Here is a 22761-nt window from a genome sequence, read left to right as displayed (position 1 = left end):
CTTAACGATCCCAAAGGGCGTAGTGACGCCACGGTAACCTCGTGCCGTGACCGGGGTGAATGGACCTGTGGAAGATCTCACTGAGCGTCGGACCGTGGTGGTGACGGGCGCCAGCTCGGGCATCGGACTGGCCGCGGCCGTGGACCTGGCGCGCCGCGGTGACCAGGTCGTGCTGGTCGGCCGGGACCCGGCGCGACTCCGGGCCGCCGGGGACCGGGTACGCGAGTGCTGCGGCGAGCCGCCCGAGCTCTTCCGCGCCGACTTCGCCGTGCTGGACGACGTACGCCGGCTCGCCGAGCAGCTGCGCGCCGCGTACGACCGGATCGACGTGCTCGCCAACAACGCCGGCGCGATCGTGCTCCAGCCGGTCACCACCGTCGACGGCTTCGAGCTGACCGTGCAGGCCAACCACCTCGCCCCGTTCCTGCTCAGCAACCTGCTGCGGGACCGGATCGGCCGGATGGTGGTGACCGCCTCCGGCGCCCACCGCAGCGGCGTCCTCGACCCGGACGACCTCAACGTGGCGCTGCGCCGCTACCGGCCCATGCGCGCCTACGGCACCAGCAAGCAGGCGAACATCCTCTTCGCCGCCGAGGCGGCCCGGCGCTGGCCGGAGGTGCCGGCGTACTCGTTCCACCCGGGGGTGGTGCGCACCCGGTTCGGCAACGAGAGCCCGCTGGTCGCCCTCGGCATGCGGCTATTGCCGTTCCGCAGCCCGGAGCGGGGCGCGGAGACGCTGGTCTGGCTGGCCAACCAGGACCCGTCCCGGCTGGTCGACGGCGGCTACTACCACGACCGGCGGCTCCGCCGGCCGCTGCCGAAGGCGGCCGACCCGGCGCTCGCCACCCGGCTCTGGGCCGCCAGCGCGCAGGCCGTCGGCCTCCCGGACTGAGCGGCGCGAACGGGGACGCCCCGACGGGCTCAGGCGACACCACCGCGCATTCGGGTGGCGTGGGACGGCGGCGTGCTGCCACACTCCGCGCCATGACCACGGCGAATGACACGGGCATCAGCGACACCGACCCTGCCGAGGGCGCGACCCTCCAGGTCGGTGGCGAGGACGCGGACCTGGAGGCCCGGATCGGGCGGGAGCTGACCGTGTTCAACAACGCGGCCACCGGCGCGGACGACGAGGCCGGCCTGTCGGTACGGGTGGTCGACCCGGACGGCGAACTGGTCGGCGGGCTGACCGGCTGGACCTGGGGCGGCCGCGCCGGCATCAACACCGTGTGGGTGCGGGCGGACCGCCGCCACCAGGGCTGGGGCGGCCGGCTGCTGCGGGCCGCCGAGGAGGAGGCCCGCCAGCGCGGCTGCACCGAGATCTCGGTGGCGTCGTTCTCGTTCCAGGCGCCGGCGTTCTACCGGCGGCACGGCTACACCGACACCGGGATCCGGGACGGCATCCCGGGCGGCCACGTCGACCACCAGTTCTGGAAGCCGCTGGTCGACGACCCGGCGGACGTGCTCCGGGTGGTCGCCCTGGTCGACCTGGGCCCCGACGCCGAGGCCGGCCGGCGGTACGAGGACGGCGTGCTCGCCCTGCTCGGGCGGCACGGCGGACGGCTGGAACGGCGGCTGCGGACGGGGGACGGGCGGACCGAGGTGCACGTGATCCGGTTCGCCGCCCGGGCGGGTTACGACGCGTTCCTGGCCGACCCGGACCGGGCCGCGCTCCGCGCCGAGTTCGGCGACGCCGTCCCGACCGCCCAGGCGCTGGAGGTCCAGGACGTCTGACCCTCACTCGGCGACGTGGATCGGGACGCTGGTGACCACCACGCCGGGCAGGGCCCGCAGGGCGGCGCGCAGCCGCTGCTCGGCGCGGCTGTGCAGCAGCCGGTGCCGGCGGTGGCGCAGCACCACCTCCGGCACGATCACGGTCAGCGTCAGCTCCGGCCGGCTGGCGTGCAGCGCCTCCAGGTAGTGCGCCAGCGGCCCGATCACCGCCCGGTACGGCGACACGATCGTCTCCAGCCGCAGGTGGTCGCCCCAGGCCCGCCACTGGTCGCGGAACCGGTCCGCCTCGGCGTCCTCGGGGGCGATGTGCACGGCCAGCGTCGGCTGGCCCAGCGACGCCGCGTACGCCAGGGCGCGCAGCGACGCCCGGTTCAGCCGAGCCACCGGCACGACCACCAGGTGGCGTACCTCCTGGGGCAGTTCCTCGCCCTCGGTGGACCCGCCGCGTCCCCCGGGCGCGACACCGGGCGCGGGCCCGGGGGACGGCGGTGGGTGCAGCGCCAGGGCCTCGTGCAGCCGGGCGTAGTGGCGCTGGATCCCACGGGCGAGCAGCACCAGCGCCGGCACCGCGATCACCACCAGCCAGGCGCCCTCGACGAACTTGCCGATCGCGGCGGTCACCAGCACCAGCCCGGAGAGGGTGGCACCGACCGCGTTGAGCACCAGCCGGTGTCGCCAGCCCCGGTCCCGGTGCCGACGCCAGTGCACCACCATGCCGGCCTGCGACAGCGTGAAGGCGAGGAACACGCCGACGGCGTAGAGCGGGATCAGCGACTGGGTGTGCCCGCCGAACGCGACGAAGATGACCGCCGCGGCGACGGCGAGCGCGACCAGGCCGTTGTTGAACGACAGCCGGTCGCCCAGGTGCAGGAACCGGCGGGGGGCGTGGCCGTTGCGGGCCATGAAGAAGAGCAGCCGGGGAAAGTCGTTGAAGGCGGTGTTGGCGGCCAGCAGCAGGATCAGCGCGGTGGTGGCCTGGAGGAACGCGTACCAGGGCCCGGTGGGGAAGGTGAGCCGGCCGAGCTGGGACAGGATCGTCTGGTCCGGCCGGGGCACCAGGCCGTTCAGGTGGATCAGGCCGATCAGCCCGGCGAAGAGCACCACCAGCATGCCGACCATCCAGCCGAGCGTGGTGCGGGCGTTGCGCCACTCCCGGGGGCGGAACGCCGGAATCGCGTTCGACACCGCCTCGATGCCGGTCATCGACACCGCGCCGGAGGAGAACGCGCGCAGCACCAGCAGCAGGCCCAGCCCCTCGGCCGCCGGCACGGGCGGTGGCGACGCCGGCGCGAAGCCCCGGCCCGCCGCCCGCGCGTAGCCGACCACCAGCACGAGCAGGACAGCGGCCACGAAGGCGTACGTGGGCAGCACGAAGATGTTGCCGGCGGTACGCACCCCGCGCAGGTTCCCAGCGAGCAGCACGGCGATCACCAGCACCCCGAGCGGCACGGTGACCGGCGTGAGCCCGGCCATTGCCGAGGTGATCGCGCTCACCCCCGCCGCGATCGACACCGACACGGTGAGCACGTAGTCGAGCATCAGCCCGGCCGCCGCGGCGAGTCCCGCCGTCGTGCCCAGGTTGTCACCGGCCACGATGTACGACCCGGCGCCATGCGGGTACGCGGGGATGGTCTGCCGGTAGGACAGCCCCACCGCGATCATCAGCACCACCAGCACTGCGGCCAGCGGCAGGGAGAGCCCGAGCGCGCCGCTGCCGGCCAGCACCAGCACGGCGAGCAGCGCCTCCGGCCCGTACGCCACCGAGCTGAGCAGGTCGGAGGAGAGGATCGGCAGGGCGACCAGCTTCCGCATCCGCTCGTAGAGCACGGCGGAGCTGGACAGCGGCGGGCCGAACAGCGTCCGGCGCAGCCGGCTGAGCGCCCGCCCGGTCCGGGATCCGGGCTCGTGGGCCGGCCCGGTGGCGCACAGCTCGCCCGGCTCCTCGACGGTGAACATGTCGATCGGGGTCAGCCGCCCGAACCGGCTCGGTGTCGGGCCGGGGCGGTTGCGGCCCAGGGCCGGGTCGACGGGTAGTTCGTCGGCGTGCCGCGGGGTGTGCCAGCGCTCCCCGATCCGGCCCAGCGCCGCCCGCTCCTCGGGGCCCAGTGGCGGGAACTCAGCCGAGGGCGTGACGAGCGTGCCCCGATCGGGCTCGTCGCCCTGCCGCTCCGTCTGCGCCCCCACCCCCCGCACTTTCATCGAAAGCGGCGGCTCGGGAGGCGGAATGGCCACACTCCCCGGGAAAGTGTGGCCGCCACGCCACGGGCGGTCGGGGTCAGTCGGCGAGCGGGGCGGGGTCGGCGGGGACCGGGACCGGCTCGGTGCGGCGGCCGGCGCGGGCCCCGCCGAGCACGACCACGGCCACGCCGGCCAGCAGCAGGGCGAGCCCCGGCAGGGCGAGCGGGCGGGGGAGTTGGCCGAGCCAGACCCAGGCGATCAGGGCCGCGCCGGGCGCCTCCAGCAGGATCAGCACGCTGACCGTGGTGGCGGAGACCCGGTGCAGGGCGTAGTTGAACATCGAGTGGCCGAGCAGCTGGGCGCCGGCCACCAGGCCGAGGATTGCCAGCCAGGTGCCCGCCGGGTAGCCGTGCAGGCGGATCCCGCCGAGCAGGCAGACGACCAGCAGGACGGCCGCGCAGACCCCGTAGCAGATGGTGGTGTAGGTGGTGGTGCTGATGGTGGCCCGGGCGCGCTCGCCGAGGGCGGTGTAGATCGCGACGAACAGGCCGCCCGCGACGGCGAGCAGGTCACCGGCGAAGGCCCGGCCGGAGACGGCGAAGTCGGCGCCGGTGGCCAGCACCGCGCCGAGCACCGCCACCGCGATCCCGGCCCAGACCGCCGGCGGGAGGCGGCGGCCCTGCCAGCGGGCGATCAGCCCCTGCCACACCGGCTGGGTGGCGACCAGCGCGGTGGCCGCGGCGACCGTGGTGAGCTGCACGCTCGGCATCCAGGTGGCGAAGTGGGCGGCCAGCGCCACCCCGGAGAGTACGCAGTACAGCCCCTCGCGCCGGCCGGCGCCCACGGTCAGCGCGCGGAACTCGGCCCGCCGTCGTGCCAGCGAGAACGGGCCGAGCACGGCCACCGAGAGCAGGTTCCGCCACAACGCGACGGCGAGAGCCGGCGCGGCGGCGAACGCGACCAGCGGGGCCGACGACGAGACGGCGGTGACCGCCAGCACGAGCGCGCTGAGGGTCAGCGCGTCAACCGGGGGGCGGTACGGAGCAGGCGACACGGAGAGCAATCCTCACACGAACAGGGGACACCACGGACGGTCAACACTCCGTTACGATCATGGGCGTCCCGGCGACTCCCCCCTCGACGTCCGGAGGCGCTCCCCCGTGCCCAGCTACCAGGCGGTGCTGTTCGACTTCTTCGGCACCCTGACCCGCTGCGTCCAGCGTGGTTCCGCCCACCAGGCCACCGCCGAGTTGCTCGGCTGCCCGCCCGACACCCTGACCGAGGTGCTCGACCGCACCTACTACGAGCGCGCCAGCGGGCGGCTCGGCAACGCCGAGGCGACTCTGCGCTGGGTCTGCGACCAGGTCGGCGTCCACCCCTCCGACGGGGCGGTACGCTCCGCCGTCGCCTCCCGCCACCGGGCGGTCCGCGCCGACACTCGGCTGCGGGACGAGGCGGTCCCGGTGCTGGCCGCGCTGCGCCAGCGGGGCGTACGCACCGGGCTGATCAGTGACTGCACCCACGAGCTGCCCGCGTTCCTGCCCCAGCTCGCGGTCGCGCCGCTGCTCGACGTACGGGTCTTCTCGGTGCAGGTCGGGTGCTGCAAGCCGCACCCGGCGCTCTACCTGGCCGCGTGCCGCCGGCTCGACCTCGCCCCGGCCGACTGCCTCTACGTGGGCGACGGGGGCAGCCAGGAACTCACCGGCGCGGAGCGGGCCGGCATGACCGCGGTCCGGCTGGCCGCTCCGGACCTGGCCGGGCACATGGTCTTCAACGCCGACCGGTGCTGGGACGGCCGGGTGCTGACCTCGCTGACCGAGGTGCTCGACCTGCTCGATCCGGTCCCCTGCGCCGTCCCGGTCTGAGGCTCAGCGGCGGCGCACCTTGTGCAGCCGGAACGGCTTACGGGTGGCCCGGACCACGGGGGCCCCCCGGGGCGGCTCGGCCAGCGAGTCGGCCGGCAGGTCGACGCCGGCGACCGGGGTGCCCGCCGGGGCCAGCCGGTTCAGCGCGCAGCCCCCGGTGGCCCAGCGTCCCACCAGATCGGCGGTGGGCCCGGTGGCGTTGAGCCGCTTCGCCGCGACCAGCGGCGCGACGGCGTCCCACTCCTCGGTGCCCGGTCGCAGCCGGGTCACCCGGGCCGGCCAGGTGACGATCCGGCCACCGTGGTCGCCGCGCAGGGTCACCTGCGCCGCGTCGGCGTCGGCCAGGCCGGGGGCGGACTGCTCGCCGGGCCCGCTGACCACGACCAGCGCCCCCTCCACCGGCAGGCACCAGAGCGCCACCGCCGGCCCGTTCCCGACGCTCACCCAGCAGACGGCCGCCTTCTTCACCGCCTCGTCGACCAGCGCCGGCACCTCGCGGCTGTCCAACTCGTCCGTCACACCGGCATCCTCTCGTACGCGCACGCGTCTGGGGTCAGCCCACGAAGGGCGGGACGGCGATCTCGCCGCGGGCCACCGGCATCACCTGGCCGGAGACCGTCGCGCCCACGGCCACCCCGCCGGCCGCGGTCACCGTGCAGGCCAGCGAGGACGGCCGGTTGATCTCGATGCCCTGGCGGACCGCGTACGTCGAGCGTCCCTCCCCGGGCAGCAGCCCGCTGGCGACCAGCCAGACCCCCAGGCCCAGGGCGGCCGAGCCGGTCGCCGGGTCCTCCGGCACGCCGAGGCCGGGCACGAAAACCCGGGCGTGCGCGGTTTGCGTGGCCGGGTCCCAGGAGAAGACGCTCACGTGCTCCACGCCGTACCGCTCCGCCGCCGCCGGATTCACCTTGGCCCGGGCCACCGCGTCGGGGCGTACCGGAAGGTAGGGGAACTCCAGGCCGCAGCCGGCCACCCGCGGTGCCGGGCCGGCGTGGTCGGCGGCGGTGAGGCCGACCATCTCCAGCAGCGGCTCCGGGTCGAGCTCGGGGCTGAGGGTGGGCGTGCCGCCGGTGAGGGTCGCGCCCGTCCCGGTCACCTCGATCGGCAGCACCCCGGCACCGCACTCCTGGCTGACCCGGCCCGGCTCGAACATGCCCCGTCGACTGGCAGTCACCGCCGCGCCCACGCTGGGATGGCCGGCGAACGGCAGCTCCGCGGCCGGGGTGAAGATCCGCGCCCGGTACGTCGCACCGACCTGGGTCGGCGGCAGCACGAACACCGTCTCCGACAGGTTGAACTCCAGCGCGAGCGCCTGCATCTGTTCGGTGGCGAGCCCTTCCGCGCCGAACACCACGGCCAGCGGGTTGCCGGCGAACGGGCGGTCGGTGAAGACGTCCACGATCTCGTAGGCCAAGGTCGACATGTTGATAGACACTAGGCCCTTAGGCTGGTGCCTGTGAGCACGCCGAACCGGGTCTACCTCGCTCGACTCGCCGGAGTCGCCGTCTTCGACCCGAACGGCGACCAGGTGGGCCGGGTCCGTGACGCGGTCGCCCGGATGCGGCCGAGCCCGCAGTCGCCCGAGGTGGTGGGGCTGGTCGCCGAGATGCCGATGCGCCGGCGCATCTTCCTCTCCATCAACCGGATCACCTCCATCGACGCGGACGCCGTCGTCCTGGGCAGCGGCACCCTCAACCTGCGCCGCTTCGAGAAGCGCCCCAACGAGCTGCTGGTGCTCCAGGAACTGCTGGACCGGCGGGTGCAGTTGGAGAACGGGCAGCCCGGCACGGTGGTCGACGTGGCGATGGAACGCAGCCGTGGCGGCGAGTGGTCGCTGAGCCGGGTGGCCGTCCGCGAGCAGACCGGCCGGCTCACCCGCCGCGGCCACCTGCAGCAGGTCGAGTGGGACCGGGTACGCGGCCTCGGCGGGGTCGGCGACACCCGGGGTACGGCCAACCTGCTCGCCGTCCTGGAGGACATGCGCCCGGCCGACCTGGCCAACGCGTTGCAGGACCTGCCCGACGCCCGGCGCAACGAGGTGGCGGCGGCGCTGGACGACGAGCGCCTCGCGGACGTGCTCAGCGAGCTCCCCGAGCGGGACCAGGTGGAGATCCTGGCCGCGCTGGACCGGGAGCGCGCCGCCGACGTGCTGGAGGAGATGGATCCGGACGACGCCGCCGACCTGCTCAACGAGCTGCCGCCGCCGGAGCAGGACGTGCTGCTGGACCTGATGGAGCCGGACGAGGCCAATCCGGTACGCCAGCTGCTGCGCTACGCCTCCGGCACCGCGGGCAGCGTGATGACCTCCGAGCCGGTCATCCTGCCCCCGGACGCCACGGTGGCTGAGGCGCTCGCCCGGATCCGGGAGCCGCAGCTCTCCCCCGCCGTGGCCGCCCAGGTCTTCGTGACCCGCGCCCCGATGACCACCCCCACCGGCCGCTACCTGGGCATGGTCCACTTCCAACGGCTGCTCCGGGAGCCGCCGGCCGACCTGCTCGGCGGGGTGGTGGTCAACGACATCGACCCGCTGCGGCCGACCACCCCGCTGCCCGAGATCACCCGCCGGATGGCCACCTACGACCTGGTCGCCATGCCGGTGGTGGACCGCAACAACCGCCTCGTCGGGGCGGTGACCGTGGACGACGTGCTGGACCACTCGCTGCCCCGGGACTGGCGGAACCGGGACGTGCCGGTCCCGGTCGCCGCAGAGGCGGAGACCCTGGGTGGTGGCGATGGCTGACCAGCGACGGGCCGAGCGGCTGGACCAGCCGCGCGAGCCCCGGGGCGTCCGGCTGCCCCGGGTCGACCAGGAGACCTTCGGCCGGTGGTCCGAGGGGATCGCCCGCGGCATGGGCACGGCGAACTTCATCGTCTACATGACGCTGGTCATCGGCGCGTGGTTCGCCTGGAACACCCTCGCCCCGACGAGTTGGCGCTTCGACCCGTACACCTTCACGTTCCTCACGCTGATCCTCTCCATCCAGGCCTCGTACGCGGCCCCGCTGATCCTGCTCGCGCAGAACCGGCAGTCGGACCGGGACCGGATCGCGCTGGAGGAGGACCGGCGGCGGGCCACCATGCAGAAGGCCGAGACGGAGTACCTGGCCCGGGAGATCGCCGCGCTGCGGATCGCCCTCGGCGAGGTGGCCACCCGGGACTTCGTCCGCTCGGAGCTGACCCGGCTGGCCGAGGAGCTGGACGAGGCGGCGCAGCGGCGGCTGCGGCTGGAGCGCCGGCAGCAGGAGGGGCGGGAGGTCCGGCGGCACGGCGGCGGCGAGCCGCTCGACGAACCGCACGACGACCTGGACGGCGACTACGCCCGGGACCGGCGCCCGGAGGGCTGAACCGGGCAGAGAAAGCTTTGAACGCCGCGCGCCTCAAGGGGCCAGGCGAGCGGCGTTCGTCTCGATCGTCCCACTTCGCGGCACGACCCGTCCACCCCTCGGTCGCGCCATCGATTCGCTCACACCGGCCCCCGCCAACGGCGGACGCCGATGACCAGCGACGTAGCATTGCGGGCATGTCAGCACCCGTCAGCACCGTCTCCGACGCGATCCAGGCCGCCCTGGCCACCGTCAACGACCCGGAGATCCGTCGGCCCATCACCGAGCTCGGCATGGTCCGCTCCGCCGAGGTGGGCGACGACGGCGTCGTCCGGGTCGAGCTGCTGCTCACCGTGGCCGGCTGCCCGTTGAAGGACAAGCTGCGTACCGACATCACCGCCGCCGTCGGCGCGGTGCCCGGCGTGACCGGCGTCGAGATCGAGTTCGGCGTGATGAGCCCGGAGCAGCGCCAGGAGCTCCAGTCCAAGCTGCGCGGGGGCGGCGGCCAGGAGCCGGTGATCCCGTTCGCCCAGCCCGGCTCCCGCACCCGGGTCTACGCGGTCGCCAGCGGCAAGGGCGGCGTCGGCAAGTCCAGCGTCACGGTCAACCTGGCCGCCGCGCTGGCCGCCCGCGGCCTCTCGGTCGGCGTGGTGGACGCCGACATCTACGGCCACTCGGTGCCCCGGATGCTCGGCGCCGAGGGCGCCCCGACCCGGGTCGAGGACATGATCATGCCGCCGCAGGCGCACGGCGTGAAGGTCATCTCGATCGGCATGTTCACCCCGGGCAACGCGGCCGTCGTCTGGCGCGGTCCGATGCTGCACCGGGCGCTGCAGCAGTTCCTCGCCGACGTCTACTGGGGCGACCTGGACGTGCTCCTGCTGGACCTGCCCCCGGGCACCGGCGACATCGCCATCTCGGTGGCCCAGCTCCTGCCGAACGCGGAGATCCTGGTCGTCACCACCCCGCAGACCGCCGCCGCCGAGGTGGCCGAGCGGGCCGGCGCGATCGCGCTGCAGACCCATCAGCGGGTGGTCGGCGTCATCGAGAACATGTCCTGGCTGGAGCTGCCGGACGGCTCCCGGATGGAGGTCTTCGGGGCCGGCGGCGGCGAGGCGGTCGCCGAGTCGCTGACCCGGACCATCGGCGCGCAGGTGCCGGTGCTGGGGCAGATCCCGCTGGACACCCGGGTCCGCGAGGGCGGCGACGCCGGCACCCCGATCGTGCTGGCCCAGCCGGACGCGCCGGCCGCCAGGGCGCTCATGCAGGTCGCCGACCGGCTGGCCGTCCGCCGCGAGTCCCTGCTCGGCAAGCCGCTGGGCCTCAAGCCCGCCGGCCGCTGACCACAGCGGCCCCTCACCGACCCTCCCGGCCCCGGCCGGGAGGGTCGTCCCGTCCCGGCCCCGCCTCGTCAACCATGCGGTTGGCGGTGCGACACGCCGGCCGGACGCCGCCAACCGCATGATCGACGGTGCCCGGGGGCGGGGTCAGGTGGCGTCGTCGTAGCTGCGGCGGGGGGCCGGGGCGGAGCTCGGGGTGCCGCCGGTGGCGGTGATCGGGCGGGCGGTGTCCCGCAGGTCGGCCGCCTTCGCGACGTCCTTCAGGTCGTCGCGCACGCCGCTGACGTCGCTGCGGATGTTGTCGTACATGCTCTGCAGCGGCTTCCGGATGGCCTGCTCGTCCTCCTCGCTGAGCAGGTGCTTCCGGATGAACGCCTTCGGGTGCAGGTCCTCCAGCTGGATGTCGGTGCCCAGCTCACGGCTCAGGTCGCCGGTGGCGTTCCGGGCCATGTTGCGCAGGTTGCGGACCATTCGCAGCCCGTCGTTGATCACGGCGGGCAGCCGGTCGCCGAAGATCAGCAGCGCCAGGAGCAGCAGGGCGCCGATCTCCCACCAGTTCAGGTTCTCGAACACTCCGGCCTCCTCGTCCGTGTCCACGGCAAGACTACGCACGTCACCGGGCAGTCCGGGAGGGGGAGAGGGATGCTCACTTCGCGTCTGCGGCGAGCGTCACCGAGGCGTTCTGCCGGGTCGACCCCCGCCGGTACTCCACCGTCACCACCGAGCCGGGGGCGTACTTGCGGACCAGCGCCACCAGGTCCGCCGGATCGGTCATCGGGTGCCCGTTGAGCCGGAGCACCACGTCCCCGGTGCGCAGCCCGGCGGCCGACGCCGGCCCGGACGGCTCGACGGCGTTGAGGCGTACGCCCCCGCCGGTCACGCCGGTGCCGCCCACCTGGGCGCCGATCACCGTACGCCGGGCCTTGCCGGTGCCGATGATGTCCTGGGTGATCCGCTTCGCCTGGTTCATCGGAATGGCGAAGGCGAGCCCGATGTTGCCGGCCTCCTGCCCGTCGGCCACCAGCGACTTGATCGTCGAGTTCACCCCGACCACCCGGCCGCCGGAGTCGACCAACGGGCCGCCGGAGTTGCCGTGGTTGACCGCCGCGTCGGTCTGGATCGCCGCGTAGTAGCGCGTCGGGCCGCCCGGCTCACCGGCCTGCATGGTCCGGTCCACCGCGCTGACGATGCCGGCGGTGACCGTGTTGGCCAGTGAGAGCGGCGAGCCGATGGCGAGCACCGGGTCCCCGACGGCGAGCGCGTCCGAGTCGCCGAACTCCACCGGCCGCAGCCCGGTACGCGTCACCTTGATCACCGCGAGGTCCGACTCCGGGTCCTGCCCGACGACCGTGGCCGGGGCCGAGCTGCCGTCGTTGAAGATCACCGTGGCCTTGCCGGGGCCGCCCGCGACCACGTGGTCGTTGGTGACGATGTGCCCCTCGGCGCTGACCACGAAGCCCGAACCCTCGCTGGTGCCGCCCAGGCTGGCCACCCGGATGGTCACCACGCTGGGAAGCACCTTCTCGGCGACCCCGGCCAGGGACTCGGGCTTGCGCTGGGCGAGCGCCGGGGTCGACGGGGACGGCGCGCCCAAGGTGGTCACGGCGTGGCCGCGCAGGAAGGCGTACGTGAGGGCGCTACCGAGCGAGCCGGCCAGCAGGGCCGTGATGAGCGAGATCAGCACCACCTGCCGCAGCTTCGGCCGGTCGGGCGCGTCCGGGTCGGTCACCGGCTCCGGTTCGCCGGCGCCGACGGGAGGCGCGGGGACCACCACCGCGGCGGGCGCGTAGGGGTCGCGCCACGGGTCGGCGAGCGCGTCGGACCACCAGGGCGACGTCGCGCCGCCCCCAGCGCCCTGGCTGCCCTGAGGGCCCTGGGTCGGGCTCCTGAAGGTCATGCCGCCCCCGGCGCCCGGTGCGCCCGGGTGGCCCAGCGGCGGGCTCCCGGGGATCGTGCCGCCTCCGCCGCCCGGTGTGCTCTGGGGGCCCAGCGGCGGGCTCCCGGGGAACGGGCCGCCCCCGCCGCCCGGTGCGCCCTGGAGGCCCAGCGGCGGGCTCCCGGGGAACGCGCCGCCCCCGCCACCCGGTGTGCCCTGGGGCGGGCTCCCGGCCGCCGGCCCTCCCGCCGGTGTCGGGGTCCCGCCGGGCTGGCGCCAGTCCCAGCCGTCGGTCACGTCGGTGCCTCCCAGTCCGTCCCGCACGTCCCGCGCCTGGGGCCGACGGAGCCGGCCGTGCCGCACGGGGACACCGTCCAGGATTGCACGAATGCCCCGAACGGAGTCAGGGGTTGCCCGGCCGTGATCGTTGCGGAGCACACTCGCGGCTGCGCGCGTCGGATCTCGCCTCTAGGCTCGTACCGCCAACCGACCCCTCGCACCATTCCCACCGCCCGGAGGTGTCCCATCGCCACGGTCGCCGGTTCCGGCAACTCGACGGCCCAGGCGCTCCAGTTCGCCGAGTCGTACGTCACCGAGGACCTCGTGCTGCGGACCGCCCGCAGTCTCGCCCAGGAGGTGGGCGTGGAGGCGGTGACGCCGGGAGCCGGGGCCGCGCTGCGCCTGCTCGCCGCCGCCGGCAACGCCCGGGCGGTGGTCGAGATCGGCACCGGCACCGGGGTCAGCGGCGTCTGGCTGCTGCGCGGCATGCGGCCCGACGGCGTGCTCACCACCATCGACGTGGAAGTGGAGCACCAGCGGATCGCCCGGCGGCTCTTCGTGGAGGCGGGCTTTCCGTCGGGACGTACCCGGATCATCACCGGCCGGGCCCTCGACGTGCTGCCGCGGCTCGCGGACGGCGCCTACGACCTGATCTTCGTCGACGCCGAGGCGGCCGGCTTCACCGCCTGCGTGGACGCCGCGCTGCGGCTGCTGCGGCCCGGCGGGGTGCTGGCGCTCAACGGCACCCTGGCGGGCGGCCGGATCGGCGACCCCGCCGCCCGGGACGTGGAGACGGTCACCGTCCGGGAGACCATCAAGGCGATCCGGGAGTCGGAGCACTGGATCCCCGCGCTGCTGCCGGTCGGGCACGGCCTGCTCGTCGCCGTGAAGGCCTGACCGCCGCACCGGCGCCGCCGCGGGTGCGACGGCGCCCCGGCGGGGCCGGCTCGCGCCGTCAGCCCAGCGTCGCCAGCCAGCGCAGCAGCCCGCGTACGCCCCAGCCGGTGGCGCCCCGGGTCAGCTCGGCCTGCTCGTCCTCGGACCAGGAGGGGGCGGACATGTCCACGTGCACCCAGCGGTCCCGCAGGTCGCCGGTGAACTCGCGGAGGAACAGCGCGGCCACGATCGAGCCGGCGCCCCGGGCCGGGGAGCTGTGCAGGTCGGCCACGTCGCTGCCCAGGTAGTCCAGGTAGTCGGTGGCCAGCGGCATCCGCCAGGCGCGCTCGCCGGCCGCCTCGATCGCGGCCAGCAGGTCGGCGGCGAGTTCGTCGTTCTCGCTGTACAGCGCGCCGTGCCGCTTGCCCAGCGCCACCGCGTTCGCGCCGGTCAGGGTGGCCAGGTCGACCAGCAGGTCGGGGCGGAGTTCGCGCTCCGCGTACGCCATCGCGTCGGCCAGCACCAGCCGGCCCTCGGCGTCGGAGTTGGTGCTCTCGCTGGTCACGCCGCCGTAGTGGCGGATGACGTCGCCGGGGCGGAAGGCCGAGCCGCTGACCATGTTCTCGGCGAGCGGCGCGAGCGTGGTGACCCGCACCGGCAGCCGGAGCGCGGCGGCGCCCAGGGTCGCGGCGACCACCGCGGCGGCGCCCGCCATGTCCTTGCGCATCAGCTTCATGGCCGGCACCGGCTTGATCGAGATGCCACCGGCGTCGAAGGTGATCCCCTTGCCGACCAGCACCACGTGGGTACGCGCGTCCGCCGGCCGCCAGTCCAGCTCGACCAGGCGGGGGCCGCTGGCCGAGCCGCCGCCGACGGCGAGGATCCCGCCGAAGCCCTCGGCCGCCAACTCCTCCGGCCCGCGTACCCGCAGGTGCAGGTCGGGGCGGTCGGCCGCCGCAGCCGCCACCTGGGCGGCGAACCAGCCCGGGTTCTTCGTCGACGAGGGGGTGTTGGTCAGGTCGCGGGCCAGCCGGGTCATCTCGGCGGTGGTGCGGGCCGTCGCCAGGGTCGGGGCGAGCCCGTCCGGATCGCTCACCACGACGTCCACCTCGGCCAGCGCGGGCGTCCCGCCGGCCTCGGTCAGCCGGAACCGGTAGGAGCCGAGCAGCAGCCCCTCGACCAGGCCACGCAGGGCCACCGCGGCGTCCGCCGGGAGGGCGACCGTGACGTACGTCTCATTCTTGACGGCACGGGCGAGCGCCGCGCCGGCGCCCCGCCAGCCGTGCTCGTCGCCGTCGCCGACGCCGAGCAGCACCAGCCGCGCGGGCGTGCCGCCCGGGCGCAGGTGCTCCCGGACCTCTCCGGCGGCACCGGTCAGCCGGGCGGCGGGCAGCAGCGAGGCCGCCTCGGCCTGGACGTCGTCGGCGGGCGGCGAGGCGGTGGGGACCAGCGCGGGCGGGCTGTCCGGCCCCTCGGGACGAACGGGCAGGACGAGGGTGTCGAGCCGCTCGGGCTCGCGCACCAGACGAATGGCCAGCACGCTGGACCGTACCTCCGGAAAATTCTCAAAGCGGGATACTTCGCCGGATCGAGTCGACGAAGGCCCTGAGCCACCGGCTGGTGCCGGTGGCTCAGGGTAGGACGAACCGTTCGCGCGACAGCCGTCACGCGGACCGCTCCTCAACTCAGCCGGCGGCCGCCTTCAGCGCGTCACCCAGCGCGGTGGCCTCGTCGGGAGTCATCTCGACGACGAGCCGGCCACCACCCTCCAGCGGGACCCGCATGACGATGCCCCGGCCCTCCTTGGTGACTTCCAGCGGACCGTCGCCCGTCCGCGGCTTCATCGCCGCCATGTTGTCTCCCCTCAGACCTACACCAGGGTCGGTGGGTTGCCCCACAGCCACTTCGCCATAACCACCCGCAACCATCGCGGGGGCGTCGACCAACGATTTTCCCTGATGAACACCGCCGGACCCAAACCGAAGCAGCATTGATGTAACAGCATCTAGCTTATCTTGGGTAGGCCTGTCACAATGTGCGGTCATGCAGGCACGGTCGGCACTCTTCGACCTGTACGGCGACCACCTCCGGGCGAGGGGTGGGCGCGCACCCGTGGCCGCCCTGGTCAAGCTGCTGGCGCCGCTCGGGATCGCCCCTCCGGCCGTCCGCACCGCGGTCTCCCGGATGGTCCGCCAGGGCTGGCTCGAACCGCTCCGGCTCGCCACCGGACCCGGTTATTCGATCACGCCGAAAGCGGGGCGCCGACTCGACGAGGCAGCCTCCCGGATCTACCGGACGGGGCGGCACAGCTGGGACGGGCGGTTCGACATGCTGGTGCTGGAGGCCCCGGCCTCCCGGCGCGACCGGCAGCGGCTCGCCGCCAACCTGACCTTCCTCGGCTACGGCACGCTCGACGACTGCACCTGGGTGGCCACCCGCCCGGGAGAGGACGTCGACGTCCTGCTCGCCGAGGCGGGCGTGCGCTACGAGCGGTTCACCGCCGCCCACGCCGCCGGCAACCCCGGCGCCATGGGGGTGGTCCGCCGGGCCTGGGACCTGGCCGAGATCGGCCGGGCGTACGAACGGTTCGTCGCCGAGCAGAAGCCCCTGCTGTCCGGCGTCACCGTGCGCAGCACCGACGAGGAGGCGTACGCGGCCCGGTTCCGGCTCGTGCACGCGTGGCGTACCTTCCTCTTCCAGGATCCGCAGCTGCCCCCGGCGCTGCTCCCCGAGCGCTGGCCGGGCACCAGCGCGGCCGGTTTCTTCGACCGGCACGCGGCCCGGCTCCGGCCGGCCGCCGACCGGTACGTCGAGCAGTGCCTCGACGCCAGCAACCGCCTCGCCCGACAGAAGGGTCGTTAGAACGTGACCGAGCCGCTGCTCGTCGACCGCACCGACGCCGTCGTCACCTTGACGCTGAACCGCCCGAACGCGATGAACTCGCTGGACCTGGCGCTCAAGGAGGCGCTCCGCGACGCCCTCGCGGAGTTGGAGACCGACCGGTCCTGCCGGGCGGTCGTGCTGGCCGGGGCGGGCGGCTCGTTCTGCGCCGGGCAGGACCTGCGGGAGCACGTGCAGACCCTCGAATCCGCCGACACCGACCCGCTGGGCACCGTGCGGGCCCACTACAACCCGATCGCCGCCCGGCTGGCCAACCTGCCCAAGCCGGTGGTCGCCGCGGTCCGGGGCATGGCCGCCGGGGCCGGCGCCTCGCTGGCGTTCCTCGCCGACTTCCGGATCGGCGGCCCGAAGACGAAGTTCCTGATGGCCTTCGCCGGGGTCGGGCTCGCCGCCGACACCGGCGCCTCCTGGACGCTGCCCCGGCTGGTCGGCCACGCCAAGGCCGTCGAGCTGCTGATGCTCGCCGAGCCGGTGGGCGCCGACGAGGCCGGCCGGCTGGGCCTGCTCACCCGCCTGGTGGACGACGACGAGCAGGTGCTGCCGGCCGCGCAGGAGCTGGCCGCCCGGCTCGCCGCCGGCCCGACCGTCGCGTACGGGGCGATCAAGCGCCAGCTCTCCATCGCCGACGCCGGGACTCTCGCCGACGCCCTCGCCGCCGAGGCGCAGGCTCAGTCGATCTGCGGCACCACCGCCGACCACCGGGCGGCGACCATGGCGTTCGTCAACAAGCAGAAGCCGGTCTTCGAGGGCCGCTGAGCCGGCCCCGCGGCTCCGGGACGGCCGGCAGGCGTCAGTCGTCCTCTTCGGGATCCTGGTTGGCCACCACGCCGAGCACGTAGGCCTGCATGGCCAGCTCGTCCCCGCTGGGCGAGACGAAGGCGGGCAGCTCCCGGGGGCCCAGCTCCTGCACGTACGACCAGAAGAGCCGGACCGCCTCGGCGGGCGAGGCCGCCTCGATCGGCAGGTCGAGGCTGACCAGCCAGGACCGCCGGGCGGGCGGCGGGCCGAGCCGGGCCCCCAGCTCCCGCCAGGCTGCCAGGTCCAACCCGGTCACCGGCCCGTCGAGGGCCAGGAGGTCGTCCACCCGCACCGGCTCGTCGAGCACCCGCCGGGTGTACGTCACCACGAGCTCCCCCGGACCGGCCTCGGACTGGGGGTCGTCCGGGTCCTCCCGGTTCTCGGCGGTGGCCAGGGCGACCCGGCCGAGCGCCACCAGCCGCAGCGGCTCGTCGACCAGCACCGCGACCGGGTCACCCGGCCGGGCCCGGACGACGCTCTCCAGCCCGGTCAGCTCCAGGGTGTCGTGGTGCACCAGCCGCTCGGCCTCGTACCGTTCGGCGGGCAGCAGCACCGCCCAGGCGCCGGACGCGGTGGTCTCGCTCGTCCCACTCGTGCGGAGCTCGGTGTCGGTCATGGGTCAATCCCACCACGCCGCGCCGGTGCCGGTCCCGGCACGTCGGCCGGGCGCCACCGGCGTCACGTCCCGGCCGGGTCGAGGGCGACGTGGCAGCCGGCGAGGTGGTCGTCCACCATGCCGGTGGCCTGCATCAGCGCGTAGGCGGTGGTGGGGCCGACGAAGCGGAAGCCGCGCTTCTTGAGCGCCTTGGCCAGCGCGGTCGACTCCGGGGTGAGCGCCGGTACGTCGGCAAACGACCCGGGCCGGGCCGGGCGGGGCGGCGGCGCGTAGGACCAGAGCAGCGCGGAGAGGCCGTCGGGCAACTCCAGCGCGGCCCGGGCGTTGGCGATGGCCGCCTCGACCTTGGCCCGGTTGCGGACGATCCCGGCGTCGGCCAGCAGCCGGGCCACGTCGGCCTCGCCGTAGCCGGCGACCTTCTCGATCCGGAACTCGTCGAAGGCGAGCCGGAACGCCGGCCGCTTGCGCAGGATGGTCAGCCAGGACAGGCCGGACTGGAACGCCTCCAGGGTCAGCCGCTCGTAGAGCGCGTCGTCGCCACGGAGCGGCCGGCCCCACTCCCGGTCGTGGTAGACGGCGTAGTCCGGGGTGCTCGCTCCCCAGGCGCAGCGGGGCAGGCCGTCGGCGCCGGTCACCAGGTCAGTCACGGCGTAAACGGTAGGCCAGCCCACCGACAACCGACCACGACCGGGCTCAGGGCAGCCGGCCCTGCTCCACCAGCCGGGCGAACTTCTTCAGCGCCTGGGTGAGGCCGAACTTCGAGCCCGGCCAGAGCACCGGCCAGGCCACCCGGCCGGCGGTCCCGCCGGGCAGATGGAACCACTCGTGCCAGACCACCTGCGTACGGTCCCGTTCCACCGGGGTACAGCGCAGCACCCCGGGCCCGCGCAGCAGCTTGCCGCAGTGCACCACCCCGACCTCGTACGGGGCGTCCACCCGGACCACCCGCATCTCGTCCCGCACCACGGCAGGGCCGAACGCGGTGACCGCCTCCACCAGGCTCCCCTCGCCGCCGTCGCCCTCCACCACGCGGACCGTGGTGAGCGGGATCCAGTCGGACTGCCGCTCCCACGCGGTCAGCGCGGCGAAGACCCGTTCGGCCGGCGCGTCGACGATCACCGTCGCGGTGACCTCGGCGGCGCCGGGCTGGGCGGCATCGTCGAGTCCGTCGCCCTCCGGGCCGGTCACGCCGACTCCGAGCGGACCACCGCACCGCGCTTCCGCTCGCCGTCGTCAGCCGGGGCGCCCGTCCCGGTGGAGTCGTCGGCCGGGGCGGGGGTGGGCTCGGCCGCTGCCCGACCCGCGGCCGCCCGGTCGGCTGCCGCCTCGTCGGCGGGCGCCGCGACCGGGGCCGCCGGGCCGGGGGGCGTCGGGGTGTCCGAGGGGAGCGTCGCCTCGTCCTCCACCGCGGCGGCGGCCGGCGCAGCGGCCAGGCCCGCGTCGGCGGTCAGCGGGGCAGCCGACTCGGCGGCCGGCGGGTCGGTCGCCTCCGCGGCCGAGGTGTCGGCAGCCGGGGCGTCGGCCGAGGAACCGGTGCTCTCATCGCCCGGGGCGTCGGCCGGGTTCGCGCCGGCGGCCTCCTCGCGGGTCCGGCGCAGCGCGTCGGCCTCCTCGGTCCGCCCCGCCCGGAGCGCGGCGACCTCGGCCTCGAGCACGCCGATCAGCTCCGACTTGTAGCCGATGTCGTACGCGGCCCGGCGCAGCGCCTGGTCGACCTGGGCCATCCGGTAGCCGCGCAGCGCGGTGTCGAAGCGCACCTCGGCGACGTCCGACTCGTCCAGGGGACGGCTGCCCGGCAGGGGTACGGCCCGCCCGTCCGGCTCGGCCGGCACCAGGCCCGGGTCCCGCCCGGAGACCAGCACCGTCACCCCGAACACCACCGCCGCGACGGTCAGCGCGACGACCAAGAGGAGCAGAACCTCACCCATGGGGAGATCGTGGCATGCGGGCGCGCCTCGGGCGAGCCCTCCACCCGCTCCGACCATGATTCGAAACCCCGCGTACCGGGCGGGCCGATCGGCGATCGACCGGATAGCGTCGGGGGCGGCCGGCGGACGACCGGGGCCGGGGCGGAGATCAGGAGGCGGGCATGGCCGGGGCGCTACGGCTCGGTGGGCGGACCTTCTCCCCGGGTGAGCTGGTGGTGATGGCGATCGTCAACCGCACCCCGGACTCGTTCTTCGACCGGGGCGCCACCTTCGCCCAGGACAGCGCGCTGCGGGCGGTGGACCGGGCGGTGGCCGAGGGCGCCGGCATCATCGACATCGGCGGGGTGAAGGCCGGTCCGGGCGACGAGGTGGACGTGGCCGAGGAGATCCGCCGGACGGTGGACACCATCGCGGCGGTCCGGGCCGCCTTCCCCGACGTGGTCATCTCGATCGACACCTGGCGGGCCGAGGTGGCCGTGGAGGCGGTGGCGGCCGGCGCCGACCTGCTCAACGACACCTGGTCGGGGGCGGATCCGGCGCTGGCCCGGGTCGCGGCGGAGACCGGCGCCGGGCTGGTCTGCTCGCACGCGGGCGGGCTCACCCCGCGCACCCGGCCGCACCGGGCCGCGTTCGACGACGTGGTGGCCGACGTGGCCGCGACGGTGACCGGGCTCGCCAAGCGGGCGGTGGCCCTCGGCGTACGCCCGGACGGGATCCTGATCGACCCGGCGCACGACTTCGGCAAGAACACCCGCCACTCCCTGGAGATCACCCGGCGGCTCGCCGAGCTCACCGACACGGGGTGGCCGCTGCTGGTGGCCCTGTCGAACAAGGACTTCATCGGCGAGACGCTGGACCTGCCGGTGCCCGACCGGTTGGAGGGCACGCTGGCCGCCACCGCCGTCTCGGCCTGGCTCGGCGCCCGGGTGTTCCGCGCCCATCAGGTGCGCGAGACCCGCCGGGTGCTGGACATGGTCGCCTCGATCAAGGGAGACCGGCCGCCGACCCTGACCCGTCGCGGGCTGGCCTGAGCCTACGACAACTCCAGCGCGGCGCGTCTGACGCCGCGCAGCGCCCTGGAGCCGTCGGTCAGGTCCAGCGGAGGATGTTCTTCCGCCAGGCGTAGAGGATGCCGAGCGCCACCACGGCGACGAAGACGGCCATCTCCACCACCGTGGTCGCGCCGAACCCGGGCCGGTCGAAGACCAGCGCCCAGGGGAAGAGGAAGACCGCCTCGACCGCGAAGAGCACGTACAGGTACGCGTAGACGTAGTACCTGATCTGCATCTGCGCCCAGTCGCCGCCGACCGGGTCGAGGCCGCACTCGTAGCTGGCCCGTTTTCCCCAGGGGTCAGCCGGACGGCTAGGACGTAACACCCGATTGGCTGAGAACGCCGTGACGAAGAAGAGCACGGCGGCGAGCAGCAGGAGACCGAGGGTGGCGTACGAGCCGAGATAACCGGTCACGGTCGGGAGCCTACCGCTCCGCCCGTCCAGGCGGTCCGCGCGACTTTGTTTCGTTTTTGACCTAACGCCCGATGACAACTATGGCCGAAAGAATGAAACCCAGTGAGCCTCACGGAGGACAGATGACGCGCCCCCGCGTACGGCCCGCTCGCCGGGCCGGGCACCGACGTACCTCCGTGCTGCTCGCGTCGGCGCTGGCCGCCGGCCTCGCGGCGGCGGTCGGGGTGGCGCCCGGGTGGGCCACGGCGTCGCCCACACTGACCGGCGTGGCTCGCGCGGCCACCGATCCGGCGACCGACCCCGGCGGCGACCCGACCGACGGCACGCCCACCGGGGGCCCCACCACGACCGAGCCGGCGCCGACCACCGCGCCGCCGACCGAGAGCGCGCCCCCGACGAGCACGCCGCCGGCCCCGACGACGACCGCGCCGGCCCCGACGACCACCACCCCGGGCAAACCCCGGCCCACCACGACCGCGCCGACCACCACCGCCCCGGCTCCCCCGCCGGCCGCCCCGCCCGCGGCGCCCGGCCAGTCAGCCGGCGGCCGGCTCGGCGTGCGGGTCACCACCGAGGACGTCACGCTCACCCCGGCCTACTGGAACGCGGACCGCACGGTGACCACGCTGCGGGTGACCGTGACCAACACCGGCGGCACCACGGCGCGGGTTCGGCTCGGTTACACGCTGCCGGCCGGCCTGACCGACGCGGGGACCGCCGGCTGCGCGCCCGCCGGTGGCGGCACCTACCGATGCGGCGGGTGGACCACCGCGCCGGGCACCCGGTTCCGCAGCTCGATCCGGATCCGGGTCGCGGGCACCGCCTGGCGGTCCATGCCGCTGAGCGGCTCGGTCCGGGTCACCGCCACCGCACCCGGGGTCAGCGGGGCGGCCACCGACGACGAGGGCTTCGCCGTCCTCTTCCCGCCCGGACCGCCGGCGCCCGGGATCGCGCTCCGCGCCGAGGAGGTGCTGTTCGGCGTCGGCGGTGACCCGACCACCCTGGCCGTACGCCTGGGCAACACCGGCAAGGTCGACGCCGCCGGGCGGGTCGAGGTGGTCCTCCCCGCCGGGGTGACCCCCACCGACCCGCCGGCCGGCTGCACCGCCGTCGCCCCGACCCGTACCCGGTGCGACCTGGGCACGGTGCCGGCGGGGCGCAGCGCCACCCTGCGGCTGCCGGTGGCCGCCACGCCGGAGGCCCAGCGCCGGGCCCCGCTGTCCGGCGCGGTCGCCGGCCGGCTGGAGCCGCGCAGCGGGCGGGACCGGCAGGTGCAGATGAGCTTCCGGATCACCTCCGCCGCCGCGCTGGCCCTGCCCGTGGCGGCCGACTCCGAGGGCGTGCTGGCCCACGCGGGGCGGGCCGCCGACGAGGACGGCTTCGGCCCGGTTCGGACCGCCGTCGTGCTGATCGCCGCCTCCGGCCTCGTGGTGGTGCTCGCGCTGGTCCTGGCGACCACCTCGCTGCGCCGCCGGACGGGCGTCGGTCCGGCCGCCGGCCCCACCCGGGAGTGATCCGCCGGACCCCTTCGAGCCTGCGGTGATCTGAGTTACGGTGACGGTACTAAACGCCGCAAAACC

General features: G+C 74.9%; 24 protein-coding genes. 11 read left to right on the top strand and 13 right to left on the bottom strand.

The window, feature by feature from the left end; translation table 11 throughout:
* Window positions 1–67: 67 nt before the first annotated feature.
* Together ACY34I_RS21335 and ACY34I_RS21330 are read left to right on the top strand one after the other, a co-directional pair.
* Window positions 68–892, top strand: coding sequence for an SDR family NAD(P)-dependent oxidoreductase (locus tag ACY34I_RS21335; RefSeq protein ID WP_462756755.1), 825 nt, complete (start codon window positions 68–70; stop codon window positions 890–892).
* A gap of 92 nt (window positions 893–984) precedes the next feature.
* Window positions 985–1734, top strand: a complete 750-nt coding sequence (locus tag ACY34I_RS21330) for a GNAT family N-acetyltransferase (RefSeq protein ID WP_462756753.1) — start codon at window positions 985–987, stop codon at window positions 1732–1734.
* 3 nt (window positions 1735–1737) lie between these two features.
* Here the strand turns inward: ACY34I_RS21330 and ACY34I_RS21325 are convergent, their stop codons facing one another.
* Both ACY34I_RS21325 and ACY34I_RS21320 read right to left on the bottom strand, forming a co-directional pair.
* The gene (locus tag ACY34I_RS21325; RefSeq protein ID WP_462756751.1) at window positions 1738–3918 is read right to left on the bottom strand and encodes an APC family permease; all 2181 of its coding nucleotides are present in this window, start codon (window positions 3916–3918) and stop codon (window positions 1738–1740) included.
* Window positions 3919–4009: 91 nt separating this feature from the next.
* Window positions 4010–4975, bottom strand: coding sequence for a DMT family transporter (locus ACY34I_RS21320; protein ID WP_462756750.1), 966 nt, complete (start codon window positions 4973–4975; stop codon window positions 4010–4012).
* A 97-nt stretch (window positions 4976–5072) separates the two neighbouring features.
* Between ACY34I_RS21320 and ACY34I_RS21315 the strand changes: the two genes are divergently transcribed.
* On the top strand, window positions 5073–5777 hold the full coding sequence (locus ACY34I_RS21315; protein WP_462756748.1) for an HAD family hydrolase: 705 nt from the start codon (window positions 5073–5075) through the stop codon (window positions 5775–5777).
* Between the two features lie 3 nt (window positions 5778–5780).
* Here ACY34I_RS21315 and ACY34I_RS21310 read toward each other — a convergent pair whose 3' ends face one another.
* The gene (locus tag ACY34I_RS21310) at window positions 5781–6296 is read right to left on the bottom strand and encodes a hypothetical protein (RefSeq protein ID WP_462756746.1); all 516 of its coding nucleotides are present in this window, start codon (window positions 6294–6296) and stop codon (window positions 5781–5783) included.
* Between the two features lie 34 nt (window positions 6297–6330).
* Entirely contained in the window at window positions 6331–7200 is an 870-nt protein-coding gene (locus ACY34I_RS21305) for a PhzF family phenazine biosynthesis protein (RefSeq protein WP_462756744.1), read from the bottom strand.
* Window positions 7201–7233: 33 nt separating this feature from the next.
* On the opposite strand from ACY34I_RS21305, the gene ACY34I_RS21300 reads away from it, so the two are divergent.
* The 3 genes from ACY34I_RS21300 (at window position 7234) to ACY34I_RS21290 (ending at window position 10443) form a co-directional block, all read left to right on the top strand.
* Window positions 7234–8517 carry a magnesium transporter MgtE N-terminal domain-containing protein gene (locus ACY34I_RS21300; protein ID WP_462756742.1) on the top strand — a complete coding sequence of 428 codons (1284 nt, stop codon included), beginning with the start codon at window positions 7234–7236 and terminating at the stop codon, window positions 8515–8517.
* Entirely contained in the window at window positions 8510–9121 is a 612-nt protein-coding gene (locus tag ACY34I_RS21295) for a DUF1003 domain-containing protein (protein ID WP_462756741.1), read from the top strand. The genes ACY34I_RS21300 and ACY34I_RS21295 overlap by 8 nt, the downstream gene beginning before the upstream one ends.
* 176 nt (window positions 9122–9297) lie before the next feature.
* The gene (locus ACY34I_RS21290; protein WP_462756740.1) at window positions 9298–10443 is read left to right on the top strand and encodes an Mrp/NBP35 family ATP-binding protein; all 1146 of its coding nucleotides are present in this window, start codon (window positions 9298–9300) and stop codon (window positions 10441–10443) included.
* A 144-nt stretch (window positions 10444–10587) separates the two neighbouring features.
* Here ACY34I_RS21290 and ACY34I_RS21285 read toward each other — a convergent pair whose 3' ends face one another.
* Window positions 10588–11013 carry a Sec-independent protein translocase family protein gene (locus ACY34I_RS21285; protein WP_462756851.1) on the bottom strand — a complete coding sequence of 142 codons (426 nt, stop codon included), beginning with the start codon at window positions 11011–11013 and terminating at the stop codon, window positions 10588–10590.
* A 73-nt stretch (window positions 11014–11086) separates the two neighbouring features.
* The gene (locus ACY34I_RS21280) at window positions 11087–12337 is read right to left on the bottom strand and encodes a S1C family serine protease (RefSeq protein ID WP_462756739.1); all 1251 of its coding nucleotides are present in this window, start codon (window positions 12335–12337) and stop codon (window positions 11087–11089) included.
* Between the two features lie 582 nt (window positions 12338–12919).
* Here ACY34I_RS21280 and ACY34I_RS21275 point away from each other — a divergent pair.
* Window positions 12920–13492, top strand: a complete 573-nt coding sequence (locus ACY34I_RS21275; protein ID WP_148796828.1) for an O-methyltransferase — start codon at window positions 12920–12922, stop codon at window positions 13490–13492.
* Window positions 13493–13550: 58 nt separating this feature from the next.
* On the opposite strand, the gene ACY34I_RS21270 is transcribed toward ACY34I_RS21275, so the two are convergent.
* Together ACY34I_RS21270 and ACY34I_RS21265 are read right to left on the bottom strand one after the other, a co-directional pair.
* Entirely contained in the window at window positions 13551–15011 is a 1461-nt protein-coding gene (locus tag ACY34I_RS21270; RefSeq protein ID WP_462756738.1) for a leucyl aminopeptidase family protein, read from the bottom strand.
* Between the two features lie 145 nt (window positions 15012–15156).
* Window positions 15157–15324, bottom strand: coding sequence for a DUF3117 domain-containing protein (locus tag ACY34I_RS21265; protein WP_013283866.1), 168 nt, complete (start codon window positions 15322–15324; stop codon window positions 15157–15159).
* Between the two features lie 190 nt (window positions 15325–15514).
* On the opposite strand from ACY34I_RS21265, the gene ACY34I_RS21260 reads away from it, so the two are divergent.
* Both ACY34I_RS21260 and ACY34I_RS21255 read left to right on the top strand, forming a co-directional pair.
* On the top strand, window positions 15515–16333 hold the full coding sequence (locus ACY34I_RS21260) for a PaaX family transcriptional regulator (RefSeq protein WP_462756737.1): 819 nt from the start codon (window positions 15515–15517) through the stop codon (window positions 16331–16333).
* A 3-nt stretch (window positions 16334–16336) separates the two neighbouring features.
* Window positions 16337–17128, top strand: coding sequence for an enoyl-CoA hydratase-related protein (locus ACY34I_RS21255; RefSeq protein WP_462756736.1), 792 nt, complete (start codon window positions 16337–16339; stop codon window positions 17126–17128).
* 34 nt (window positions 17129–17162) lie between these two features.
* On the opposite strand, the gene ACY34I_RS21250 is transcribed toward ACY34I_RS21255, so the two are convergent.
* The 4 genes from ACY34I_RS21250 to ACY34I_RS21235 all read right to left on the bottom strand — a co-directional run bounded on the left by ACY34I_RS21250 (window position 17163) and on the right by ACY34I_RS21235 (window position 19714).
* Entirely contained in the window at window positions 17163–17786 is a 624-nt protein-coding gene (locus ACY34I_RS21250) for a hypothetical protein (RefSeq protein ID WP_462756735.1), read from the bottom strand.
* 62 nt (window positions 17787–17848) lie between these two features.
* On the bottom strand, window positions 17849–18433 hold the full coding sequence (locus tag ACY34I_RS21245; RefSeq protein ID WP_462756734.1) for a DNA-3-methyladenine glycosylase I: 585 nt from the start codon (window positions 18431–18433) through the stop codon (window positions 17849–17851).
* 46 nt (window positions 18434–18479) lie between these two features.
* Complete coding sequence (locus ACY34I_RS21240; RefSeq protein WP_462756733.1) at window positions 18480–18974, bottom strand: SRPBCC family protein; 495 nt, start codon at window positions 18972–18974, stop codon at window positions 18480–18482.
* On the bottom strand, window positions 18971–19714 hold the full coding sequence (locus ACY34I_RS21235; protein ID WP_462756732.1) for a DivIVA domain-containing protein: 744 nt from the start codon (window positions 19712–19714) through the stop codon (window positions 18971–18973). Before ACY34I_RS21235 ends, ACY34I_RS21240 begins: the two co-directional genes overlap by 4 nt.
* Window positions 19715–19875: 161 nt before the next feature.
* Between ACY34I_RS21235 and folP the strand changes: the two genes are divergently transcribed.
* On the top strand, window positions 19876–20745 hold the full coding sequence (folP, locus tag ACY34I_RS21230; protein ID WP_462756731.1) for a dihydropteroate synthase: 870 nt from the start codon (window positions 19876–19878) through the stop codon (window positions 20743–20745).
* A gap of 58 nt (window positions 20746–20803) precedes the next feature.
* Here the strand turns inward: folP and ndhC are convergent, their stop codons facing one another.
* A complete protein-coding gene (gene ndhC, locus ACY34I_RS21225; protein ID WP_357437244.1) occupies window positions 20804–21181 on the bottom strand; it encodes an NADH-quinone oxidoreductase subunit A in 378 nt (125 codons plus the stop codon).
* Window positions 21182–21303: 122 nt separating this feature from the next.
* Here ndhC and ACY34I_RS21220 point away from each other — a divergent pair, with 122 nt between their 5' ends.
* Window positions 21304–22695, top strand: coding sequence for a hypothetical protein (locus ACY34I_RS21220; RefSeq protein ID WP_462756730.1), 1392 nt, complete (start codon window positions 21304–21306; stop codon window positions 22693–22695).
* Window positions 22696–22761 lie beyond the last annotated feature (66 nt).

The sequence above is a fragment of the Micromonospora sp. RTBAU3-60 genome (assembly GCF_054963695.1).
Note: the sequence above shows the minus strand (reverse complement) of the source record. Positions and strands in the feature narration are given on the sequence as shown.